A 24,137-nucleotide genomic window follows, 5' to 3' on the forward strand; every position below is an offset into this window, starting at 1 on the left:
GCATTGACTCAAAAAGGCAGTAGACAATGACCGAACAACACTGGGGACCGACCATCAGTGGCGATATCGTAGTCATCGGCGGCGGCTCGGCAGGCATCGGCCTGCTGGCCAGCCTGCTCAAGCGCGATCCGCAGTTGAACATCATCCTGATCGAGCCCAACGATTACCACTGCTACCAACCGGCCTGGACCCTGGTCGGCGGCGGCGCCTACGACCTGCAAAAGACCCGCCGCCCCCTGGCCGATGTGCTGCCCAATGGCGTCAGTTGGGTACAGGCCGCCGTCAGCGAAGTGCTGCCCGACGAGCAAACCCTGGTGCTCGACAGCGGTCAGCGCGTCACCTGGCAAAACCTCATCGTCTGCCCCGGTCTGCGTCTGGCCTGGGAGAAAATCGAGGGCTTGCCAGACACCCTCGGCCAGCACGGCGTCACCTCCAACTACAGCTATGAGCACGCCGCCTACACCTGGCAACTGGTGCAGCAACTCAAGGGCGGCAAGGCGCTGTTCACCCAGCCTGCCATGCCGATCAAATGCGCTGGAGCGCCGCAAAAAGCCATGTACCTGTCCTGTGATCACTGGCTCAAGCAGGGCGCACTGAAAAACATCGAGGTGGAGTTCAACCTGGCCGGCGCTGCGTTGTTCGGCGTGGCGACCTTTGTGCCGCCGTTGATGAAATACGTCGAAAAATACAACGCGCGCCTGGCGTTCAACTCCAACCTGGTAAAAGTCGACGGCCCGGCGCGCAAAGCCTGGTTCGAAGTCAAGGACGCCGAAGGCAACGTGAGCGTCGAAGAGAAAACCTTCGATATGTTGCACGTCGTGCCGCCGCAGCTGGCCCCGGACTTTATCCGCGAAAGCGAGCTTGCCGACGCCGCCGGCTGGTGCGAAGTAAACCCCCACAGCCTGCAACACCTGCGCTACCCGCACGTCTTCGGCCTTGGCGATGTGTGCGGTACCACCAACGCCAAGACGGCGGCCGCGGTGCGCAAGCAAATCGTGGTGGTGGCCGAGAACCTGCTGGCCCTGCGCAAACAGGCGCCATTGCCGCTCAAATACGACGGCTACGGCTCCTGCCCGCTGACGGTGGAGAAGGGCAAGGTGGTACTGGCCGAGTTCGGCTACGGCGGCAAGCTGCTGCCGACCTTTCCCCTGGACCCGACTCGGGCGCGCCGTTCGATGTGGTTCCTCAAGGCCACGCTGCTGCCGTGGTTCTACTGGAACGGCATGCTCAAGGGCCGCGAGTGGCTGACCCGTCTGAGCAAGGTGGACTGAATGCTGCTGGCCAGTCTGTTGGGTGTATTGATGGGCCTGGTCATGGGCCTGACCGGCGCGGGCGGCGGCATCCTTGGGGTGCCGGCGTTGGTGCTGGGGCTGGGGTTGACGATGACCCAGGCCGCGCCGGTGTCGTTGCTCGCAGTGGGTGCGGCAGCGGCGGTGGGGGCCATCGATGGCTTGCGCCATGGCCTGGTGCGTTACCGTGCGGCGTTGTTGATCGCCTTGCTCGGCGCGCTGTTTTCGCCGTTGGGCGTGTTCGTCGCCCACCAACTGTCGGAGCCGGTGCTGATGGGGTTGTTCAGCGCGCTGATGGTGCTGGTGGCCTGGCGCATGCTGCAACGGGAAAAGCGCGAGGCGGGGCCGAGTGACCATGGCGCCGCTTCATGGGGCCAGAAGAATTGCATGCTGGATCAACAAACCGGGCGCTTCTCCTGGACCGCCAAGTGCAGCGCCACCCTGGCTGCACTGGGAGCTGTGACGGGTGCTGTATCGGGCTTGCTGGGCGTGGGCGGCGGCTTCCTGATCGTGCCGGCGTTCAAACAACTGACCGACGTGCAGATGCGTGGGATCGTCGCCACGTCGTTGATGGTGGTCAGCCTGCTATCGCTGATCGGCGTGGCCGGTGCGTTTCATGCGGGCGTGAGCATCGAGCCGGTGGGCTGGGTGTTTATCGGCGCGAGTGTCGTCGGCATGTTGGCGGGAAGGCGGTTGTGTTCGGTCATCCCCGCGCGGGTGTTGCAAGTGGGGTTCGCCAGCCTGTGTGGGGTGGTGGCGATTGGCATGTTTGTCAGCGCGTTGCTCTGACGCGGTACCGGTGCACGGTCACGAAGTCTTGCAGTTGGTCGGGAACCTCCTCATTGGGTGCTGACACTCAGTGAACGGCCGCAAGCGCCGGACTCCTCGACTACGCATAGGCGTTTTATGACAAGCATTACCGCTGCAAGTACGCATTTTTCGCTTCCCCTGCCGACAGATGAACATCCGTCATCACCTGTGACCGATGGCGTCGACACCTCAATGACGTCCCCTCGTCTCAGCCAGGATAGACCGATACCCAGCAGCCCGGCGCCCTCGCTGGGTAATCTGGGAGGCGCATTATCCTGGTCGGTTCCCTTGAGCGCAGACGAACAGCGGCGCTTGCGTCTTGTCACGATGAGTCACCAACACGCCCTTGGCGATCAGCCGCTGGTGATGCAAACCCAGGGCGGGGTGCTGGAGTTTCTGCGGTATCGGCAGCCGCTGCCGGCAGAGGCGGGCGACGACCCGGCTAAAATACTCCAGGCACTGGTCAACTCCCCGCAAGGGCAGCGGATGGGCAAAGCGCTACAGCAAACCATGCAAGGCGTTGACAGCGAAAGCAGCGCAAGCGATTACCTGCTGGCCGCTATCGCCCTGCAGATGGACCCTGAGTCGATCACTGCGCCCGGTCGCAACAGCGTTGCCGGTTTCGACCTGGGCAGTGACACACGTGGGGGGCACCACGCCTCCAAGGTTGTGGCCGGCTTGGCCGAACATTTGAGCAGTACTGGCAAAACCAGCGCTGCACTGGCGAGTGTCGGTGCGTACCTGTTGCTGGCCAAGGCGGCACCGCAGTTTCTGATCAAAGACATTCCCCCGACCGTAAAGGTTGGCAGTCAGGCGTGGGCCAGCCTGACGATGGCTGCGATGACGATTGAGGCGCACACACCCGGCAAAGTCCCTGGTATGACGTTTGCCCAAGTCATGAGTGAGGCGCAAGAAGCGCAGCGGGTCGACCCTGCAGTTACCCAAGCGGCACAAACCCTGGCATTGCTGGACTGGGCCGTGGCGAGCGGCGTGCTCACAAAAAGACAGGATGGCGACTATCTCCCCGCGCAACTTGAATCGGCAAGGGTCGCATTCAACGCGCAACAGGACGCCCGGCTCGTTGCTTCCCAGGCACTGGACACAGCACTGCCCACTCGAAAAGAGATCGCACTGGCCAAGCTCAAGGAGCGTTTTGGCGACCTTGGCGCATTTTTCGAAGAGAAAGCATTCGCGATTGATCAGCACTACGTGGCGATTGAAGGGGGAGGGATTTCGCTATTGGATATCGCCATGATCGACTGGCTGGAACCCCGGCTCTTCAGGGCGTATGAACCGAGCAGTTCACTCAAGGGCAATGACCTGCGAAGGGTGCTGACGCGTTTGAACGCCAACCGGCAGTTTGGCGTGCCGGCTGAATTCGAACGGCAGTTCAGCCGTGCGATCGAGGAAAAAAAGGCCGCCGTCAATACAGTGGTCAGGCACATGATTTCGCAACTGCCGTTGGAAGATCGCCAGCGCCTGGAGTTTGGGAAAATCAGCTTTTTCCAGGAAGGCTCATACGTCATGGATGGTCATTTCAATAATACGTATGGTCAAAATAAACCGGGGCTGCTGGTTAAAACTGAACTGCAGGGCGTGTCGCACGCCTACGTCATCGACTTCAATAAAGGCACGATTGAAACAGCGAGCCTTTACGATACGAAGATCAGGGCGGACAGGGTTGGCAACAAGGTAACGACGACCAAAACGTTCACGCCCAGCCACAAAGCAGATGATCTTGGGCGTGAGCGCCCGTTGGATAACGGGCCATGGGAGAGCTTTACCAGTGCTCGATCCCATGGGATTGCCACGGCCTTTGTCGAGCACTTGGATCTCGACGATCCGGCTATCAAGTTGCAAGCCCGTGGGCAGACGGCCTTGGACACGGCGAACGCGCAGTTGAGCGAGTTTTTGTTGAACTTGATCCCCTTCAGGTCCGCCATTGTCAATTTTCAAAACGGCAAGTACGGGGACGGGGCTTTCGATCTCTTGCTGGATGTTTTCGGCTTTCTTACCGCCGGCACCGCCACCGCCGGAAAATTGCTCAAGGTCGGCCGCTCGGCGCTTTCCACCGGCGCCAAGGCATTGCGGGCGGCCAAGGTCATCGGTGTGGCGGCCATTGACGTGCTCAACCCTGTGGGAGGGATGGGCGATTTGCCCAGGTTGGTGGGTACCGCTGGCCTCTATGTACTGTCCAAAGGCATCAAGGCCGTCAACAAACTCAGAGGCGCCACTGGCAGCTACGACGTGTTGAAAACTATCAGCAAACAGTACGACGTCGCGGCAACAGGCACCTTGAAGGTGGGAGGCCAGACAGTGGAAGGGGCTGCTGTGCTCAAAGGCGGCAAGTGGTATTCATTTGACGCTGACGCCATGCGACCTTATGGCAGCCCGCTTGAGCAGTTCAAAGTATCGACCCAGGCTGTCGACGGTGAGGTGGACACGGCGCACATTGATGGGCTGAGTGAGTTGAGCCATGAGCTGTTCGGGCACTTCAAAGTGCCAGACCGCAAAATCGTGGGGCTGTCACGCAATAGTCAGGGGGTGTATGTGGCGGCCGATGGGCACATGTCGCATATACGCCATACCGACAGCAACGGTGATACAGCGGTATATGAGGTGCGCCAGGTTTCGCGCACGGACGACGGTGTTGTGCAGGCGCGGGTTTATCACAACAACCGGCAAACCGAGTTGCTGGTCCAGCATGTACAAGGGGACGAATGGCAGCGCCTGGGGGCGCCCGGTGGCGGGCAGATCACCGCTGAACATTTGCGGGCCTGGGAGGCGTTGTCGCCGGATGAACAGGCCAGTCTTACCCGAAAGGGCTTTGCCAAAAAGAATCACCTCCCCCAGAAAACCTTTGAGTACTACGTGAAACCTGACGGCCAGTTGAGCGATACCGGTGTGATCGTGCGTGACCGCCCCGCCAACGCATTCACCGATAAGGTGACCGAAACGCATGTGCGTGATTGGCAAAACATGACACAAGCGGCGCGTGACGAAATGACCTTGGACGGATTTATCGGCCTTCATAACCTTCGACCAGGAACATTCAAAAGTTATGTGCGCCGGGATGGCACCCCCATGATCAGGGGCGAAGCGTTGCTCAAGTCGTCCGTCGCCCCTAGAAGCAACCAAATTACCGATGATCATTTACGCCAGTGGGATGAGCTTTTCAGGAGCCCGGACAACACATTGACGTCTGCGCAGTTTGTTAGCCAACACGGGCTCAGCCAACGTAGCTGGGAGATGTACGTCAAGGCGGATGGTTCTTTAAAGGAAATGGGCGCGCAGCGCCTGGAACAGGCACGGCAAAATGCCGCACTGGCGTCCGCAGGCCAGGCCCCGCCCTCCATGGCTGATCATTTGCGCGCTTGGCAGGCGCTGTCTTTGGAGCAACAACAAAGCCTTACCCGTGAGGGGTTCGCCCGGCAAAAACACCTCCACCCGAGAGTTTTTGAGCGCTACGTGCAACCCAATGGTCAACTGACCGCTACCGGTGTGGCAGTGCGCGACCGCCTGCCCGGCACGCCCTTCTATACGGTGACTGAAACCCATATCCGTGACTGGCAAGACATGACACAGGCGCAGCGTGACGTAATGACCCTCGAAGGGTTTGCCGAGCTTTATCACGTCAATCCGGGCTCGTTCAAAACGCATGTGCGGCGAGATGGGACCTTGGGGCCAGTCGGCAGGGAGTTGATGGACAGGGTAGCCGGGGTCGTCCCTAACAGAATTACCGATGACCATCTTCGCCAATGGAAAGCGCACTTCGAGAGCCCGGATAACGCGGTCACGCAAGCGCAGTTCACCCGCGAGAACGGGCTCCATCCTGCTACGTGGAGGGACTGGGTCAACCCTGACGGCTCCTTGAAAAACACCGCCAGGGAACGTGTTGAGCGCGCTGCACTGGGGCCCGCGGCCCATGCTCCGAGGGCGCCGATGCTATTGATCACCGCCGAGCATCTGCGCGACTGGGAGGCGCTGCCGCTTGCGCAACAGCAAGGCTCTGCCCGTAAGAACTTTGTCCGACATAGACACATCTCCCATAGAACCTTTGATCACTACGTGCAGCCTGACGGCAAACTGAGCCCTGCCGGCGAGCTTGTGCGCGACCGCGCGGCCAACACACCGGTTGACAAGGTGACCGAAACGCACATCCAGGCGTGGCAAAACATGACACAGCAGGCGCGGGACGCCATGACCAGGGAAGGTTTTGCCGGTCACCATAACCTCAGTGCACACTCATTCAGATCACATGTACGGGCAGACGGTAGCCTGTCGGCCACCGGCGAAGCACTGGTGAGCAGCGCAACCGATGGCACCTATAGGCGGATCACCAGTGACCTTTTACGCCAGTGGCAAGTGCGTGCCACCAATGCGGACAACTCAATGACGCAAGCGCAGTTCTTGCACCAGCACAGGCTCAATCCAAGCGTCTGGACGAAGTACGTTAAAAGTGACGGCTCCTTTACAGCGATTGCTGTCCAACGTCTCGAACGGTTACAGCAAAACACTGGACCGCGTCTCACGCCCCAGCAACCGGCTGTGGATACGGCACGAAAACGACCGGCATCAGAGTCTCTGGACCCGCCGCAAGCGAAGGTTGCGGATCTGACCTTGCACGCCGATACGCCTCAGGGCGTAGAGGCCCCGGGGCCAACGTTGGCAGTCCCGCCTGTCGTTATCAAGGTTGAGCCCAGTGATTTCCAGACACTGCCCCGCCATCAGATCGACAACACACTGCCGATCCTGCAGGACCCGGCGAACCCCAGGCTCAGCTTGACTCAAGCACTTGAAGGTCCTATCGATGACATCCGTATCGCCTACTGGAATGGTGTGCTTGACGGGCTGGATAGCGCAACAAAGGCGCGCGTTTCAGCCCAGATCAAGGAATCGATCAAAGACTGGCTGCGAACCGAAGGTCAACACCAGTCTCGGTTTGAGGAGGCTATGGAAGTGGTCACGCCGCTGGACGATGGTGGGCCGGCTCGCGGCGCTTCGGTGTGGGCGCGGCGCGATATTCCTCAATATGAAGTGCTTGGTCCGTATGCAGGCAAATATCACCCAGACGAGGCGTCGTTGTTCGAGGAGCAACGCAAGCAAGGCTCGCGGGCTGTAATGACCTACCTGTTTGGTACCCGTTCGGGTACGCGGACGGTGAGTGGGCTGCACACGGGCAACACCCTGAGCCTGATCAACACCTCGCAAGTGGGCGATGGGCCAGCGTGGAGGTCCAACAATGTCGTGTCCATCTCGGTCGGGAAAAACCTGACGTTCTACGTGGCGCTGAAGGACATCAAGAAAGGGGAAGAGTTATTGCTGGACTATGGACCGTTCTATAAACCGGTACCTGATATTGCGATCAAACCGGATCCTGATCGCTGAGTTCAGTGCTCGGCGCGTCAGCCTCCGCCCCCTAGCACCCCATGAATGAGCGAAAGCGCCAGCAGGCGCTTTCGTCAGGACGCTTCCTCGACAATGGACAGGTCGTTTTTTATGACAAGCATTAGCGCGGCACACACGCATTTTTCGCTTTCACCGCCTGCTGCTGAAAATCAGTCGGCGCCCGTGACCGACACCTCGTTGACTCCCCAGCCTCCCAACCAGGATGTGCCGTTGCCCGGCAACCCCGCCCCCTCGCTGGGGCATCTGGGCGGGGCATTGTCCTGGCCGGTTCCCTTGAGCGCAGACGAACAACGACGCTTGCGTCTTATCACGATGAATCACGCACATCATCTGGGCGATCAGCCGCTGGTGATGCAAACCAAAGGCGGCGTGCTGGAGTTCTTGCGGTATCGCCAGCCTCTCCCGGCGTCTGTGCAGGACGACCCTGCCAAGATGCTCGAAGCACTGATCCGTTCCCCTCAGGGACAACGGATGGGCAAAGCGCTGCAACAAAGAATGCAGGGCATTGACAGCGCGAGCAGCGTGACGGATTACCTGCTGGCAGGCATCGCGTTGCAGATGGATCATGAGTCGATCAGCGCCCCGGCGCGCAACAAAATAGCTGGGTTCGACCTTGCCAGTGACCATTATTGGGGCCACCCCCCATCGGCAGTCGTGGAAGGCTTGGCCGAACACTTAAGTCGCACCGGCAAAACCAGCGTTGCGCTGGCAAAAGTCGGTGCGTACCTGTTGCTGGCCAAGTCGGCTCCGCAGTTTCTGATCAAAGACATTCCCCCGACGGTGAAAGTCGGCAGCCAGGCCTGGGCCAACCTGACCATTGCCGCCATGACGAGCGAAGCGCAGGCACCGGGCAAAGTTCCCGGCATGACGTTTGCGCAGGTCATGAGCGAGGCTGAAAACGCCCGACGGGTTGACCCTGTGGCCACTCAGCATGCCCAGGCTGCCGCGTTACTCGATTGGGGCGTTGCGAATGAAATCATCCCCAAAAGAAACGCTGACACCTACACCGCTGCACAACTTGAAACCGTCAGAACCGAGTTCAACCAACAGCTTGATGAGCGGATGTCTGCTTCAAAAATACTGGACAAGGCAATACCGACGCGAACAGAAATCGCACAGTTCAAGTTGCAGGAGCGGTTTGGAGACTTGGGCGCGCTGTTTGAAGTCAAAGCACTCAGCACTGATGCGTCTCGCGTGGAGCACGGGCAAAACGGGATAAGCGGCACACATTCACTCTTGGACTACGCCAAGATGGACTTGCCGAATCCGAGGCCGCTGAAGTCGAGCGACTCCCGCATCCCCGTAGAGGCGCTGAACAATAATCCTACGTTCGGCGTTCGGGAGGCTTTCGAACAGCAGTTCACCAGCGCCATCCAAGCAAAAAAGGCTGCCATCAATACAACCGTCAGGCACCTGATCTCGCAGCTACCATCTGCGGATAGGAGGAGCTTGGAGTTTGGAAAAATCAGCTTTTTCCAAGAAGGCTCATACGTCATGGATGGTCATTTCAATAATACGCAGGCTCAAAATAAACCTGGACTGTTGGTCAAAACTGAATGGCATGGCACAACAAAAGCCTACGTCATCGACTTCAATAAAGGCTCGATTGAAAGGGCGAGCGTGTACGCAGCGCAGGTTCAGGAGTCCAGGGCAGGCAAAAATGTTTCTACGACCAAAGCGTTCACGCCCCGTCATAACGCAGATGATCTGGGTCGTGAACGCCCGTTGAGTGACGCACTTGTGAATAGTTTCACCAGCGCTCGATCCCGTTCGATTGCCGACGCCTTTGTCCAACACCTTGATCTCGATGATCCCGCTATAAAAGAACAGGCGCGCGGGCAGACACCCCTCGACGAGTATTACAGCCCCAAGCCGTTGAACGATTTTTTGTTGAACCTGATCCCCTTCAGATCGGCCATCGTCAATATTCAGAATGGTAAATATGGTGAGGCAGCATTTGATCTCATGCTGGACATCTTCGGCTTTGTTACTGCGGGGGCCGCCACGGCTGGAAAACTGCTCAAGATCGGCAGCGCTGTTCTCTCCAGCGGTGCAAAGGTGCTAAAGGCTGCCAAAGTCATTGGTGTCGCCACGATTGACTTGCTCAATCCGGTGGGTGGTTTGGGGGATTTGGCAAGGCTAGTGGGCAGCGGCGGCTTGTATGTACTGTCCAAAACCGTCAATAAACTCAGAGGTGCCACCGGCAGTTACGACGTATTGAAGGCGATCAGCAAGCAGTATGACGCAGCGGCGACAGGCGTGGTGAAGGTGGCCGAACAGACGGTGGAGGGAGCCGCCGTACTCAAGAACGGCCATTGGTATGCTTTTGATGCCGACGCGATGCGACCCTATGGCAGCCCGCTCGAAGAGTTCGTGGTCGCAACCCAGGCTGTCGCCGGTAAGGTGGGCGCTCCGCACCTCGAAGAAGTGAGCGAACTGAGCCATGAATGGTTTGGTCAGTTCAACGTGCCTGAGTCGCGTATTGCTGGCCTTTCACGTAATGGCCAGGGCGTGTATGTGGCCGCCGATGGGCACCTGTCTCATATACGTCATATCGACAGCCACGGTAAGGCGGCGGTGTACGAAGTCCGCCAGGTGTCGCGCACGGAGGACGGCGTTGTGCAGGCCCGGGTTTATCACAACAACCGGCAGACCGAGTTGTTGGTCCAGCATATACAGGGTGACCAATGGCACCGCCTGGGGGCAACCGGTGGTGCAAAGCAAATCACCGCTGAACATTTGCAGGCGTGGGAAGCATTGCCGCGCCAGGAGCAAATAAGGCTTACCCCCAAGGGTTTTGCCCGCCAGCACCAACTGCCCTGGAAAACGTTTGAGTACTGTGTGAAAGCTGACGGTCGACTGAGCGAGACTGGCTTGATCGTGCGCAACCGCCCCGCCAACACGCCGTTCAACAAGGTGACCGAAGCGCATATCCAGAGTTGGCGAAGCTTGACTCGGCATGAGCGTGGCGCCATGACCTTAGACGGGTTTGCCGTTCATCATCACCTGAATTCGCATACGCTCAAAAATTATGTGCGGGTCGATGGCAGCCTGGGGCCAGAGGGTGAAGAGCTATTGGGCAGGGCTGCCGGTACTGCCTATGAGGTAATTACCGATGAGCATCTACACCAGTGGCGCACGCTCTTGGCACAACCGAACAACGTAGTGACATCAGCGCAGTTCATGAGCCAACACAGGCTCAGCCCAGGCAGTTGGAGTCGCTTCGTTAAAAAGGATGGTTCCTTGAAAGAGGCGGCCGTGCGACGTCTCAATCAGGCCGAGCAAAACACCGCGCTCGCCCCCACCTTCCAGACTTCGGCACGCAAACAGATCATTACGGGTGAACATCTACAGGAGTGGGAGGCGTTGTCGTCCGCGCAACCGCGAAGCATTACCCGTGAAGACTTTGCCCAACAGAGGAACCTCTCGCCGAAAACCTTTGCCTACTATGTGCAGCCTGACGGCCAGTTGAGTGATACCGGCAAGATTGTGCGCGACCGCGCGGCCAATACACCCTTCAATACACTGACCGAAACGCATATACGTGATTGGCAAAGCAAGACGCAGCAGGCGCGTGACGCAATGACCATGAACGGATTTGCCGGCCATCATCACCTTAATCCGAGTACGTTCAAAAATGGTGTGCGGCAAGATGGTGGCCTTGGGCCGGCCGGTGAAGCGTTGTTGAACAGGGCGGCCGGTCTCACCTATACCGCGCTTACTGATGACCATCTACGCCAGTGGCGGGCGCTCTTCGCTCAATCGAACAGGTCAGTCACGCAGTCGCAGTTTTTGAGCCAACATGGGCTCAACCCAAACACTTGGCATCAGTACGTTAACGCCGATGGCTCTTTAAAAGCGGCGACCGTGCAACGCCTCAATCGGGCAGAGCAAGATATCCCGCAGCTCCCCGTGCCCGAGCAACCGGCTGCGAGTGCAACACGAAAACGGCCTGCGCAAGACCCTCTGGATCCGCCGCCGTCGAAATCTTCGGATCTGAACACTCCCACCGACACGCCATACAGCGAACAGATCCCAGGTTCGTCTTCGGACATCGTCGTTATCAAGGTTGAACCCGACGTTTCCCCTGTACTACCTCGTCATCAGATCGACAATACTCTGCCGATTCTGCAGGACCCGACGAACCCCAGGCTCAGCTTGACCCAATCACTTGAAGGCCCTATCGAGGACATCCGTATCGCCCACTGGAATGGTGTGCTTGACGGTCTGGATAGCGCAACCAAGGCACGCGTATCAGCCCGGATCAAGGCGTCGATCAAAGACTGGCTGCGGACCGAATGCCAGCACCAGTCCCGGTTTGATGAAGTCCTGGAAGTGGTCACGCCGCTGGATGATGGTGGGCCGGCGCGCGGCGCATCGGTGTGGGCGCGGCGCGATATCCCCCAATTTGAAGTGCTTGGCCCGTATGCCGGCAAGTACCATGCAGACGAGGCGTCGTTGTTCAAGGAGCAACGTAAGCAAGGCTCCCGGGCTGTACTGACTTACCTGTTCGGTACACGTTCGGGTGTGCGTACGGTGAGTGGGCTGCACACGGGTAACACTCTGAGCCTGATCAATACCTCGCAACTGCGCAATGGGCCAGCGTGGAAGTCGAACAATGTCGTTTCCGTGGCGGTCGGGAAAAACCTGACGTTCTATGTGGCGCTCAAAGACATCAAGAAAGGTGATGAATTGCTGCTCGACTATGGGCCGTTCTATAACCCTGTGCCTGAGATAGCGATCAAGCCGGACCCCGATCGTTGAGGTGAGCCGCTCGGCGCAGGCAGTGGGCCAGCCGATGCCGCCTTTCGGCCGTTTGAAGATCAATTGTGCGTTCGCCATGGAAAGATGAGCGCTGCTCAGGTTTACTACTACCTGAGTAAGCGCTTCACCGACCTTGCACGTCGGCTCACCAAGGTCACCGAATGGATAAATACACCCCCCACACCTGGCAGCCCCACGAGCGGCCGAGCCTGCCCGGCTCGCCGTCGACGCCGCTGCACCCCACCCACAGGCGCTGGCTGTTTGCGCTGGTGGGCGTGCTGGTAGCAATCACCGGTGGCCTGGGCAATGCCCTGGTTATCGCCAACCTGCAATACCTGCAAGGCGCACTGGGCGCGACCACCGCGGAAATGGCCTGGCTGCCCGCCGCGTATGTCATGACCAACGTGTGCATGAACCTGCTGCTGGTGAAGTTTCGTCAGCAGTTCGGCCTGCGTGCGTTTACCGAAGTGTTCCTGGTGTTGTATGCGCTGGTGACTTTCGGCCACTTGTTTGTCAACGACCTCAACTCGGCCATTGCGGTGAGGGCGGCTCACGGCATGGTCGGCGCGGCGCTGAGTTCGTTGGGTTTGTACTACATGATCCAGGCGTTCCCGGCCAAGTGGCGCTTGAAAGCTCTGGTGCTGGGGCTGGGCACCGCGCAATTGGCGCTGCCCCTGGCGCGGCTGTTTTCCGAAGACTTGCTGCAGATCGCCGAATGGCGCGGGTTGTACCTGTTTGAACTGGGCCTGGCGCTGATCTGCCTGGGTTGCGTGTTCCTGCTCAAGCTGCCGCCCGGTGACCGCTTCAAGACCTTTGAAAAACTCGACTTCCTCACCTTCGCCATCCTTGCCACTGGCGTTGCTTTACTGTGTGCGGTGCTGTCCCTGGGGCGTATCGACTGGTGGCTGGAAGCGCCGTGGATCGGTGTGGCCTCGGCCTGCTCGCTGGTGCTGATCATGGCGGGGCTGGCCATCGAGCATAACCGCAGCAACCCGATGCTGATGACGCGCTGGCTGGGCAGCGGCGTGATGATTCGCCTGGCCTTGGCGGTAGTGCTGATTCGCATGGTGCTGTCCGAGCAATCCACCGGTGCGGTGGGGTTCATGCAAATGCTGAACATGAGCTACCAGCAAATGCATACCTTATATGTGGTGATGCTGGCCGGGGCGATTGCCGGGCTGGTGGTCAGCGCGTTGACGATCAACCCGGCGCACCTGTTGATGCCATTGGTGATTTCCCTGGCACTGATGGCGACAGGTTCGGTGATGGACAGTTTTTCCAGCAACCTGACGCGTCCGCAAAACCTCTACATCAGCCAGTTCCTGCTAGGCTTTGGCGGCACGTTCTTCCTCGGGCCGACCATGGTGCTGGGCACGAAAAACGTGCTGACCAACCCGCGCAACCTGGTGAGCTTCTCGGTGATGTTCGGGATTTGCCAGAACCTCGGCGGCCTGATCGGCGCGGCGTTGCTGGGCACCTTCCAGACCGTGCGCGAGAAGTATCACTCAAGCATGATCGTCGAGCACCTGACCTTGATCGACCCCCGTGTGGCGGCGCGAGTGCAGAGCGGCGGGTCGGCCTACGGTGGCATCGTCGCCGACCCGGAACTGCGCAACCTGATGGGCATCCGCAGCCTGGCCACGGCGGCCACCCGTGAAGCGAATGTAATGGCTTACAACGATGTGTTCATGCTGATCGCGATTATTGCGATCCTTACCATGCTGTGGATCTTCACCCGCAGCCTATGGTTGATGAGCACCACCAAGGCAATCCCTCCTGTTCAACCCAGCGGCGCGACTTCATGACCGAACCTTCAACCACCACCACAACCGCCATCGCTGCCACACCGGAAGGCAGCACGCCACCGGGCGCCGTGCCCACCCAATTGCGGCCTTTGCGCGTGCGCATCATCTCGTCCCTGGGTTTTGCCGCCATCGCCATCATCGGTGTGCTGATCGTGCTGTACGCCTGGCAGTTGCCGCCGTTCAGCAGTGCGGTGGAAACCACCGAAAACGCTCTGGTGCGCGGGCAGGTGACGATTATCGGCCCGCAACTTGGCGGCTATGTGTTCGAAGTACCGGTGCAGGATTTCCAGTATGTAAAAGCGGGGGACCTGCTGGTACGCCTGGATGACCGCATCTACAAACAGCGCCTGGACCAGGCCCTGGCGCAGTTGGCCGTGCAGAAAGCGTCCCTGGCCAATGTGGTGCAGCAACGCAACAGCGCCGAAGCGACCATCAAGCTGCGTCAGGCCGCGCTGGTCGACAGCCAGGCCCAGGCGCGCAAGAGTACCGCTGACTTGCGTCGCAACGAAGAATTGATCAGCGATGGCTCGGTGTCCAAGCGCGAGCTGGACGTGACCCGCGCCGCCAATGCCCAGACCATTGCCGCCGTAGCCCAGGCCCAGGCCAGCCTGGAAATTGCCCGGCAAGACCTGCAAACAGTGATCGTCAATCGCGGCTCCCTGGAAGCGGCAGTCGCCAGTGCCGAGGCGGCGGTGGAGCTGGCGCGGATCGATTTGTCCAACACCCGCATCACCGCGCCACGCGATGGTCAGTTGGGGCAGATCGGCGTGCGCCTGGGTGCCTACGTTAACTCCGGCGCGCAATTGATGGCCCTGGTGCCCAAGCAGCTGTGGGTGATCGCCAACATGAAGGAAACCCAGATGGACAATGTGCAGGTCGGCCAGCCGGTAACCTTCACCGTTGACGCGCTGAACCATCGCAAATTCCATGGCACGGTGCAGCATATCTCGCCGGCAACCGGCTCGGAGTTCAGCCTGTTGCAGGCGGATAACGCCACCGGCAACTTCGTCAAGATCGCCCAGCGCGTGCCAGTGAGGATTACCGTGGACCCGGACCAGGCCGAGAGCGAGCGGTTGCGACCTGGGTTGTCGGTGGTGGTGAGTATCGATACGGCAGGGCGCCTGAAAAACAGCCCACCCTGACCCTGACACAGTGCAGAGCAAAATGTGGGAGGGGGCTTGCTCCCGATTAGCACAGGTATCTACACAACTTTGCATTCGCCAACAGTAACCACGATGCGCAGCGAGCCGCTCTTGATCTTGATCTGCTTTTGATCTCAGGCGCCCCGTTAAACCACGCTGGCCGGAATTCGACAGGGATTTGGGGGGTAAACCGGCAGGGATGCCGGTTTAGCCGCCCCGCGCCATGGATGGCGCGTGGCGGCGGCCCCCCAAATCCATGGTGGATTACGGGCACACCGAGCCTAGGCGAGGTGCCGAGTGGTGGGGCAAGAGCCCTTTTGGTTACTTTTGGGGCTCTTTTCCAAAAGTGACCCGCTGTAAAAGCGGAACCAATAGCGGCCGTTACCGCAGGAATGGATATGTACTCGGTCTGATCCAGCACCCTGGTCGGCCCGGAGGCCGCCATCGGGAGCAAGCCCCCTCCCACATTTGACCAAGGTGTGTCACGTAGGCGCCTGTCGATTGTGAGGCCGTCAGGTGAGCAACCCCCCTCTCACATTTGCTCACCTGTGTTCTGACGATTGGGTTTACAGCACCACGCTCGGCAACCACAACGACAGTGCCGGAATGTAGGTCACGGCCATCAGCACCAGAAACAGCACCGCATAAAACGGCAGCAGCGCCTTCACGGTTTTCTCGATGCTTACCTTTCCCACCGCCGCGCCGACGAACAACACCGCGCCCACCGGAGGCGTGATCAAGCCGATGCCGAGGTTGACCAGCATGATCATGCCAAAGTGCACCGGGTCGACGCCGATACCAAGGATCACCGGCAACAGGATCGGCGTAAGGATCAGGATCAGCGGTGCCATGTCCATCACCGTGCCGAGCAACAGCAGCATGACGTTGATGCACATCAGGATCACGTAGCGGTTGTCCGACAGGGTCAGGAACAGCGTAGTGATCTTCGCCGGGATCTGCATCAGGGTCATGATGTAGCCGAAGCTGGCGGCGAAGGCGATGAGGATCATCACGATGGAAATGGTGCGTACCGTGCGATGCATCAGCTTGGGCAGCTCGCGCCATTTGTAGTCGCGGTAGATGAACATGGTCACGAAAAACGCCCACAGCACCGCGATGGCCGCCGACTCGGTGGCGGTGAAGATGCCCGACAAGATGCCGCCGAGGATGATCACCATGGCCATCAGGCCCCAGAGCGCATCAGCGGCGATCTTCAAGGCCTGCTTCAAGGGGATGACTTCGCCCTTGGGGTAGTTGCGCTTTTTCGCGAAGATCAGGCACAGCACCATCAGGCACGCGCTCATTAAAAGGCCCGGCACCACGCCGGCCATGAACAGCGAGGCGATTGATACCGTGCCGCCGGCGGCCAGGGAGTAGAGCACCGAGTTGTGGCTGGGCGGGGTCAGCAGCGCTTGTACCGAGCCACTCACGGTCACCGCCGTGGCGAACTCCCGTGGGTAGCCACGGCGTTCCATCTCCGGGATCAGCACCGAACCGACCGACGCGGTATCGGCCACCGACGAGCCTGAGATCGCACCGAAAAACGTCGACGCCATGATGTTGACCAGCGACAGCCCGCCGCGCACAAAGCCCACCAGCACCCCGGCAAACGCCACCAGCCGCCGCGACATGCCGCCCTCGGCCATGATCGCTCCGGCCAATACGAAGAATGGAATCGCCATCAGTGAAAACTTGTTCACCCCGCCCGCCACCTGGATCATCAGGGCCTGGAACGGAATGTCGATCCACCACGCGCCGATCAGCGCCGACAAGCCCAGGGCGTAGGCCACCGGCATACCGATCAGGATCAAGGCGATAAAGCTGCCCAGCAGAATCAATGCGTCCATATCAGGCAGCCCCTTCGCTTTCTTCAACCAGGTCGAAACGCACTACGCGCCGGTGGCTCTGGTCGCCCAGCAGGAGTTTTTCCAGCACGAATATCAGGGTCAGCAAGCCGCCAATCGGGATCGGCATATAGGTGATACCCACACGCAGGGTAGGGATGGCGCTCATGAACTGGTTCCAGGTGGACAGGCACAGCTTGGCGCCCCAAATGGTCATGAACAGGCAGATGGTCGCCATCAACAGTTGCGAGACGATGCCGACAACGCGGCGCTGAGCATCAGGCAGGCGATCAGTGATCATCGCCACCGACATATGCGCCCCGGCGCGGTAGCTGGCAGCCGCGCCGATAAAGGTGAACACCAGCATCAGCAGGATCGCAGAGGGTTCCGGCCAACTGGAGCCGGTGCCGAGAATATAGCGGGCGAAGATGCCCCAGGGAATGATCAGCGCGACCCCCAGGACCGAGAGGCCGGCGACCCAGATGCAGGTCATGTAGATACGGTCGTTGATGCGCAGCAGTAGATTCTTCATGGCGTTCACCGTGACCGGGCGCGTCGATACCGACCGCGCCGGGCCTTGTCAGGGAGGAGGGCGTTACTGAACGGCGTCGATACGCTTGATGATGTCGGCGTAAGGCGCACCGTACTTCGCGCGAACCTGCGCGGTGGCGTCATAGAAGGGCTTTTTGTCGACGGTGATGAACTCGACCCCGGCCTTTTTGAGTTTCTCTTCACTGCTGGCCGACTTGGCATCCCACAACACACGCTCGTCAGCCTGGGCGGCCTTGGCGGCTTCCTTGACCATGTCCTGCTGTGCGGCGGTGAGCTTGTTCCAGGTGATTTTCGACATCACGATGGGCTCGGGCAGGATCAGGTGTTCGGTGAGGGTGTAGTACTTGGCGTTCTGGAAGTGGTTGTGTTCCAGAAGCGTCGGCGGGTTGTTTTCTGCGCCGTCGATCACCCCGGTCTGCAAGGCGCTGAAGATCTCGCCGGTGTCCATGGCGATACCGTTGGCGCCCATTGCATTGAAGGCTTCGATGAAAATCGGGTTGCCTTGCACGCGAATCTTCATGCCCTTGAGGTCTTCGATCTTGCGCACTGGTTTCTTGGTGTAGAGGTTGCGCGTGCCGCCGTCCATCCAGGCGAGGGCGACCAGGCCGAACTCGGAATCGGTGATCTTGGCGAGGATCTCATCGCCGATTTCGCCGTCAATCACTTTGCGCATATGCGCCTGGTCGCGGAACACGAACGGCAGGTTGAACACATTCACGTCCGGCACCACCGGGCCGACGATGCCAAGGCTGACGCGGGTCATTTGCACGGCGCCGACCTGGGCCTGTTCGACGACTTCCTTCTCGGAGCCGAGCACACCGCCCGGGAAGTACTTGAAGGTCAATTCGCCCTTGCTTTGCTGGGTCAGGGCCTTGCCCATGTTTTCTTCGGCGACCACGGTGGGGTAGCCAGCGGGGTGGATATCGGCAAACTTGATTTCCAGCGCGTGGGCGGCGCTGCTGAGGGCCACGAGTGTGGCAGCGAGCAAGGTGCGTTTGAAGTCCATGGGCGGTGATTCCTGTCTTGTTATTGTTGTATTCAAGGCACAGCGATGCAGCTAGAGGATGAACTGGGGTTCGGGCAATCCCTTGACGCCGGGGTTGAGGGCAAACACGCCGCCGGACAGCGAACTGTCACGCTGATCGTCACGAATGGAGGTGACGTACAGGGTGTCCAGGCGACTGCCGCCGAAGGCGCACATGGTGGGTTTTTTTACCGGTACGGTGAGGGACTGGTCGAGGCGACCGTCGGGGGTGAAACGGTGGACCAAGCCGGCATCGTTGGCGCAGATCCAGTAGCAGCCATCCGCGTCGACAGCTGCACCATCGGGCCTGCCGAGAAAGTCATGCATGTCCACAAACACCCGGCGGTTGGACGGCGTGCCAGTGTCGATGTCGTAGTCGAATGCCCAGATCTGCTGCACTAGCGGGTGTGAATCAGAGGCATACATTGTGCGGCCATCGGGGCTGAAGGCCAGACCGTTGAGGGTGATGAAACCATCGAGCTGCGCATGGGGCGCCGTGCCAGACGCATAGCGATAAAGGGTGCCCTCAGCGGCGTTCAACCCCATGTTCAGCACCATGCTGCCGGCCCAGAAGCGGCCTTGGCGATCACAGCGGCCGTCGTTCAAGCGCATGTCCGGGCGCGGATGTTCGACACCGGCCAAGAGCGTAGTGTCGAGGCTGCCGTCGTTGTGCGGGGTCAGTTCAAAGAAGCCGGTTTCCATGCCTGCCACCCAGTTGCCCGCTTGGGTACGGGCGATGCAGGCTAGCATCTGCGGGGCCTTCCAGGCACGCAGGTGCCCGGCAGAGGCGTCCCAACGGTGCAAGCCACCGTTGGGGATGTCCACCCAATAGAGGGCGTTTTCTTCAGGCACCCATATCGGGCATTCCCCCACGGCGTTGCGGGCATCGACAATCAATTCTGCAGTCATGGCCACTCATTCCTTTGGGTTGCTGTGCACTCAGTCACCGAACGGGCCTGCCGCGCAGAACGCGCCGCCCTGATAAATCCTTGCCGGGTCATCATCTGCGACCGGCGGCTGGGCCTCGACCTGGGCGCGGAACACTTCGGAGCTGTCCTTGGGCGCAAAGCCCAGGTGTGCGGCGTAGCGGTTGTCCCACCAGGTGTCGAGGTTGGCCGACATGCCGTAGACCACGGTATGGCCGACATCGGGCGTGTACAGCGCGCGTTCGAGTAGTTGGGTCAGGTCGTCGAAGCTCAGCCACGTGTGCATCATCCGGCGGTTCTGCGGCTGCGGGAACGAGGAGCCGATGCGGATGCTCACCGTCTGGATGCCATAACGGTCAAAGTAGAAACTGGCCATGTCTTCGCCGTAGGACTTGGACAGGCCGTAGTAGCTGTCCGGGCGGCGTGGGGAGTGGGCGTCGAGTTGTTCACCCTGTTTATAGAAACCGATCACATGGTTGGAGCTGGCGAAGATCACACGCTTTACGCCATGGCGACGTGCGGCCTCGTAGATATGGAAGATGCCGCTGATATTGGCGCCGAGCACTTCTTCGAACGAGCGCTCTACCGATACGCCACCAAAATGCAGGATGGCGTCGACGCCTTCTACCAATTGGTGCACGGCTTGCTTGTCGGACAGGTCGCAGGTTTGCACTTCTTCGCGGGCATCGATGGCGGGAGCCATGTCGGCGATATCCGACAGGCGCAGGACCTTGGCGTAAGGGCGCATACGTTCGCGCAAAACTTTACCGAGGCCACCGGCGGCGCCGGTGAGCAGCAGGCGGTTAAACGGAGCAGGGGTTGTGGTGGTCATGGGCGTTCCAGATTTTTGTTGTAGGTTGTCGTATGACTATATGGAAATAGTGTTAGGGATTCTTGGTGTTGTCAACGTCCTTCCAGGCGCATGAGATCAAAGGTGGGAGCTGGCAAGCCAGCTTCCACATGGATGTGTGGCACCTTTGAGATCGAGTTCGACCCTGGAACTTACAACAACGAAATCGGATAGCTGATGAAAATCCGGTTCTCATCAAACTCGTTATTGCTGAAGTCGCGCCGCATTGTCGAATTGCGCCACTTCACATTGAGGTTTTTCAGTGCACCACTTTGCACCGTATACGCCAGTTCCGACTCACGTCCCCATTCCTTGCCATCGGTGATCGCTGCGGTGTGCACGTTACTGCCGCTGATATAGCGGTTCATCAGGGTCAGCCCTGGCACGCCGAGTACGACAAAGTTGAAGTCATGGCGCACCTGCCAGGATTTTTCCCTGGCATTGTCATAGCTGGAGTTGTAGCTGTCGTTGGCCAGCGTGCCGCCGCTGGTGCCGTTGATGCGCATCCATACACTGTCGCCGGTGAGTTTTTGCAGGCCGACGTAGAAGGTGTGGCCGTTGTATTTGGCCGAGAGCAGGGCGAACACGGTCTTGTTGTCGAGGTCGCCGGCCAAGGCGCTGCCGTCTTCCTTGCCGTTGAAGAAGCCAAGGTTGGCGCCCAGGGTCCAGTCGCCCACCGGCTGGCTGTGGGTGAGGTTCAGATACTGTTGCTGGTAGATATCAGTGAGTTCGGCGTACCACAGGCCGACCTGGGTGCGCTTGTCGTTGAAGGTATATTCGCCCCCGCCGAAGTTGAAGCGGTCCGAGGTGAACGCAGCTTTGCCGTTCATGAACATGTCTTCCATGCTCGCGTCGTTGCGTGGGCTGTTGCCGCGAAACTGGCCGCCGTAGAGGGTCAGACCGGCGATCTCATTGGACGTGACCTGGCCGCCGCGAAAGGTCTGGGGCAGAGAGCGGCCATCATCGGAACGCAGGATCGGCAGCACTGGCATCCACTCGCCAAGTTTGAGCTCGGTCTTGGACAGCCTGGTTTTCAGCGCGACCCCAAGGCGTCCGAAATTGTCGGCAGGGCGGCCATCGTCATGCACCGGCAGCAGTTGAGTACCGGCAGTGCCTTTGCCGCCATCGAGCTTTTGCGAATACAGGCCCAATACATCAATCCCGAACCCGACAGTGCCTTGGGTAAAGCCGGATTTGGCGTCGAGAATGAAGTTTTGCGTCCACTCTTCGGCCTTGCCCTGAGGGTTGCCGGGGTTGGTGAAGTTGCGGTTGAAGTAGGCGTTGCGCAGGTTGAGCGTGGCCTTGGCGTCGTCGATAAAACCTTCGGCTTGAACGCACAGGGGCAGGGTGACGGCCAGGCTAGCGAGGCTGATAAGGCCCAGGCGTGCAGAGCAATTGCGGGCGAATTGACTCACAGTGAGGCTCCCTTTCTTTTGTTGTTTTTATTATTTGTTATACGTCGTCGTACAACATTGAGCGGGATATTTGCGGGGTTTTCGGGGTGTGTCAAGCAGAAGTTATACGATGACTGTGTATGGCCTGATCTAAAGCGGGCAGGGTCAATGTGGGAGGGGGCTTGCTCCCGATAGCAGTGTGTCAGTCACAGATGATCTGACTGATACACCGCTATCGGGAGCAAGCCCCCTCCCACATTTGATTGAGTTAAACCTGGTTTTTTATACCGCTAAAACCATCGGAGGCAGGGTGCCAAGGAGTGAAACGGCGGCTACTGCGCAGACCCCCAGCAGCCATTCCATCATCACGCTGGCTTTCAAACTGCCCAAGCGCTGTTCGCAGCGTTCGATACGCAACCGGTTCAGCAGCGCCAACCCCAACATCCCCGCCACCAACCCCACCTTGATCAGCAGGATCAAGGCAAACCCATTGAACAGTGGCGTGGGCCACAGTTGCCCGGTGAGCACGCGCACATTGATCAAACCGGTTACCAGCAAGCCGGCGACGAGGCCGTAACCCACGCCGCTGAAGCGCCGCAAAATCGGCTCCAGCCGGTGCTCTTGCGCGTGCCTGAGGATCAGCACCAGCACCAGCAACCCACCCAGCCAGGCCCCCACGCAGAGCAGATGCACCACTTGGTTGAGGATCAGCAATTGCCCACTCAGCCCGTCGAGCATGGCGCCATGGCCCACCGGCGCGAGGGTCGCCAGCAGCAGGGTGATCAATGGCAAACGCAAGGCTGGCCAGGGTTTGATCAGCACGATTACCAGCAGAACATTCAGCAGCAGATGCCAGGTCCATACCTGGCCGAAAAAGGTCTTGCCCAGCACCAATTGCATGGTGGCCGGTTGCAGCGCCGCGTCCCAACTGCCGGCCATGCTGGCGGTGATCAGCAGTAGCCACGCCACGCCGGAGCCAAGCCCCAGCCAGGCCAGGCCACGGGTGATGCATAGCAGTTGCCGGTCCAGAGTCGGCTGTACCTGGGCGCCGAGCAGCCAGGGCCGGAGTACGCAAGCCCCGAACATCAGCAGCACGACGATAAAATGCAGGAAACGGCACAGCACCAGCAGGGTTGCCATGGGTTACTGGCCGACCTTGAAGCTGTATTTACCGCTGCTCTTGTGGGTGTCGACCGACACTGCATTCCACACCACTTTGTAATTGCCGCTCGCGAGCGGGGCGGCAGGGGTCACGACCAGGACTTTCTTGTCCGCGTCCGGGGTTTCCAGGCCCTTGATGGCGATTTCAGTGCCGTCCTTGCTCAGGGACACCTTGGTGAAGGTGGCTTCGACGCCTTCGGTGAAGGTCAGGCGCAGGTCTTTCGGCGCGGCGACGCTGCTGTTGGCCGCAGGTTCTGCGCTCTTGAGGTGGGCATGGGCAAATGCTGCCGAGGCGCCCAGCAGAGAGGTGAGCAGGGCGAGGGTGGTCAGGGCTTTCTTGATCAACATTGTTCAATACCAATCAATGGGTAGGAGCGGGCAGTGTACGAAGTTTCGGCTTGGCCTGTCGCCCCGATCTAGAGCTGGTGGTAGTCTTTAACCCGTGTTGTTGTCAGGGAGCCCTTATGGGCAATCACAAGATCGGAATCCGTCGGGTCAACGTCGAGAAAATCCTGCTGGCGGCGGAAAAAGTCTTCGCTGAAAAAGGCTACGGCAGCACCGCCATGGCCGACATCGCCGAAGAGGTGCAACTGCCGCGTTCCAACCTGCATTATTACTTCACCACCAAGAGCGAGCTGTACAGCGCGGTGCTGTTCGACCTGCTGGAGCTGTGGAAGCAGGATGCCCTGAGCTTCGAAACCTTCGATGATCCGCGGGTGGTGCTCAGCAGCTACATCCGCGCCAAGATGCAGCGCTCGCGTACGCGGCCGTATGGCTCCAAGGTCTGGGCCAATGAAATCATCCACGGCGCGCCCACGCTCGGTGAGGCCCTGGATGAAAGCCTGTACGACTGGGCCAAGATGAAGGAAGCGAAGATTCGCCAGTGGGTGCAAGACAAACGCATCCTGCCGGTGGAACCGTCGAGCCTGCTCTACATGATCTGGGCCTCGACCCAGCACTATGCCGACTTTGATCACCAGGTGAAGATTTTGAATGATCACCAGCCGTTGTCGGATATGCAGTTCGAAAAGGCGATTCAGACGGTGACCAGTGTGATCTTGCGGGGGATCGGGTTGGAGCCTTGAGCCCTGTGGTGAGGCTGAGGGGCCCATCGCAGCATGGGTATCTACACAACTTCGTAGCAGTCACCAGTAACCACGATGCGAA

At 59.5% G+C, this 24,137-nt stretch carries 15 protein-coding genes; 7 read left to right on the plus strand and 8 right to left on the minus strand.

Features of this window, described 5'->3' with window-relative positions:
* The first annotated feature begins 26 nt into the window (after positions 1-26).
* The 6 genes from E4O98_RS11515 (at position 27) to E4O98_RS11540 (ending at position 15,219) form a co-directional block, all read left to right on the plus strand.
* Positions 27-1,271, plus strand: a complete 1,245-nt coding sequence (locus E4O98_RS11515) for an FAD/NAD(P)-binding oxidoreductase (protein WP_248135055.1) — start codon at positions 27-29, stop codon at positions 1,269-1,271.
* Positions 1,272-2,078, plus strand: coding sequence for a sulfite exporter TauE/SafE family protein (locus E4O98_RS11520; RefSeq protein ID WP_005789338.1), 807 nt, complete (start codon positions 1,272-1,274; stop codon positions 2,076-2,078).
* A 309-nt stretch (positions 2,079-2,387) separates the two neighbouring features.
* The gene (locus tag E4O98_RS11525; protein ID WP_248135058.1) at positions 2,388-7,487 is read left to right on the plus strand and encodes an SET domain-containing protein-lysine N-methyltransferase; all 5,100 of its coding nucleotides are present in this window, start codon (positions 2,388-2,390) and stop codon (positions 7,485-7,487) included.
* A gap of 111 nt (positions 7,488-7,598) precedes the next feature.
* A complete protein-coding gene (locus E4O98_RS11530; RefSeq protein ID WP_032880487.1) occupies positions 7,599-12,272 on the plus strand; it encodes an SET domain-containing protein-lysine N-methyltransferase in 4,674 nt (1,557 codons plus the stop codon).
* Positions 12,273-12,433: 161 nt separating this feature from the next.
* On the plus strand, positions 12,434-14,077 hold the full coding sequence (locus tag E4O98_RS11535; RefSeq protein WP_032880488.1) for an MFS transporter: 1,644 nt from the start codon (positions 12,434-12,436) through the stop codon (positions 14,075-14,077).
* Entirely contained in the window at positions 14,074-15,219 is a 1,146-nt protein-coding gene (locus E4O98_RS11540) for an HlyD family secretion protein (RefSeq protein WP_005789334.1), read from the plus strand. The genes E4O98_RS11535 and E4O98_RS11540 overlap by 4 nt, the downstream gene beginning before the upstream one ends.
* 566 nt (positions 15,220-15,785) lie before the next feature.
* Here E4O98_RS11540 and E4O98_RS11545 read toward each other — a convergent pair.
* From E4O98_RS11545 to copC, 8 genes are all read right to left on the minus strand, one after another.
* Entirely contained in the window at positions 15,786-17,066 is a 1,281-nt protein-coding gene (locus E4O98_RS11545; RefSeq protein WP_078821744.1) for a TRAP transporter large permease, read from the minus strand.
* Position 17,067: 1 nt separating this feature from the next.
* Entirely contained in the window at positions 17,068-17,595 is a 528-nt protein-coding gene (locus E4O98_RS11550; RefSeq protein ID WP_005789330.1) for a TRAP transporter small permease, read from the minus strand.
* A 63-nt stretch (positions 17,596-17,658) separates the two neighbouring features.
* Positions 17,659-18,621, minus strand: coding sequence for a TRAP transporter substrate-binding protein (locus E4O98_RS11555; RefSeq protein WP_103735473.1), 963 nt, complete (start codon positions 18,619-18,621; stop codon positions 17,659-17,661).
* A gap of 51 nt (positions 18,622-18,672) precedes the next feature.
* Positions 18,673-19,548: an SMP-30/gluconolactonase/LRE family protein gene (locus tag E4O98_RS11560; protein ID WP_248135061.1), complete on the minus strand. Its 876-nt coding sequence runs from the start codon at positions 19,546-19,548 to the stop codon at positions 18,673-18,675.
* A 30-nt stretch (positions 19,549-19,578) separates the two neighbouring features.
* Positions 19,579-20,397, minus strand: coding sequence for an NAD(P)-dependent oxidoreductase (locus E4O98_RS11565; RefSeq protein ID WP_032880497.1), 819 nt, complete (start codon positions 20,395-20,397; stop codon positions 19,579-19,581).
* A gap of 170 nt (positions 20,398-20,567) precedes the next feature.
* Positions 20,568-21,830, minus strand: a complete 1,263-nt coding sequence (locus E4O98_RS11570; protein WP_032880499.1) for an OprD family porin — start codon at positions 21,828-21,830, stop codon at positions 20,568-20,570.
* Positions 21,831-22,091: 261 nt separating this feature from the next.
* Entirely contained in the window at positions 22,092-22,949 is an 858-nt protein-coding gene (gene copD / locus E4O98_RS11575) for a copper homeostasis membrane protein CopD (protein ID WP_248135064.1), read from the minus strand.
* Between the two features lie 3 nt (positions 22,950-22,952).
* Complete coding sequence (copC, locus tag E4O98_RS11580) at positions 22,953-23,318, minus strand: copper homeostasis periplasmic binding protein CopC (RefSeq protein WP_032880503.1); 366 nt, start codon at positions 23,316-23,318, stop codon at positions 22,953-22,955.
* A 116-nt stretch (positions 23,319-23,434) separates the two neighbouring features.
* Between copC and E4O98_RS11585 the strand changes: the two genes are divergently transcribed.
* Entirely contained in the window at positions 23,435-24,055 is a 621-nt protein-coding gene (locus tag E4O98_RS11585) for a TetR/AcrR family transcriptional regulator (RefSeq protein WP_005789320.1), read from the plus strand.
* Positions 24,056-24,137 lie beyond the last annotated feature (82 nt).

Origin of the sequence: Pseudomonas sp. W2Jun17 (genome assembly GCF_023127795.1) — a bacterium.
GTDB lineage: Bacteria > Pseudomonadota > Gammaproteobacteria > Pseudomonadales > Pseudomonadaceae > Aquipseudomonas > Aquipseudomonas synxantha_A.

Coding starts and splice junctions, on each gene's coding strand:
- E4O98_RS11515 (WP_248135055.1), top strand. CDS start 27: ATGACCGAACAACACTGGGGACCGACCATCAGTGGCGATATCGTAGTC.
- E4O98_RS11520 (WP_005789338.1), top strand. CDS start 1,272: ATGCTGCTGGCCAGTCTGTTGGGTGTATTGATGGGCCTGGTCATGGGC.
- E4O98_RS11530 (WP_032880487.1), top strand. CDS start 7,599: ATGACAAGCATTAGCGCGGCACACACGCATTTTTCGCTTTCACCGCCT.
- E4O98_RS11535 (WP_032880488.1), top strand. CDS start 12,434: ATGGATAAATACACCCCCCACACCTGGCAGCCCCACGAGCGGCCGAGC.
- E4O98_RS11540 (WP_005789334.1), top strand. CDS start 14,074: ATGACCGAACCTTCAACCACCACCACAACCGCCATCGCTGCCACACCG.
- E4O98_RS11545 (WP_078821744.1), bottom strand. CDS start 17,066: ATGGACGCATTGATTCTGCTGGGCAGCTTTATCGCCTTGATCCTGATC.
- E4O98_RS11550 (WP_005789330.1), bottom strand. CDS start 17,595: ATGAAGAATCTACTGCTGCGCATCAACGACCGTATCTACATGACCTGC.
- E4O98_RS11555 (WP_103735473.1), bottom strand. CDS start 18,621: ATGGACTTCAAACGCACCTTGCTCGCTGCCACACTCGTGGCCCTCAGC.
- E4O98_RS11560 (WP_248135061.1), bottom strand. CDS start 19,548: ATGACTGCAGAATTGATTGTCGATGCCCGCAACGCCGTGGGGGAATGC.
- E4O98_RS11565 (WP_032880497.1), bottom strand. CDS start 20,397: ATGACCACCACAACCCCTGCTCCGTTTAACCGCCTGCTGCTCACCGGC.
- copD (WP_248135064.1), bottom strand. CDS start 22,949: ATGGCAACCCTGCTGGTGCTGTGCCGTTTCCTGCATTTTATCGTCGTG.
- copC (WP_032880503.1), bottom strand. CDS start 23,318: ATGTTGATCAAGAAAGCCCTGACCACCCTCGCCCTGCTCACCTCTCTG.
- E4O98_RS11585 (WP_005789320.1), top strand. CDS start 23,435: ATGGGCAATCACAAGATCGGAATCCGTCGGGTCAACGTCGAGAAAATC.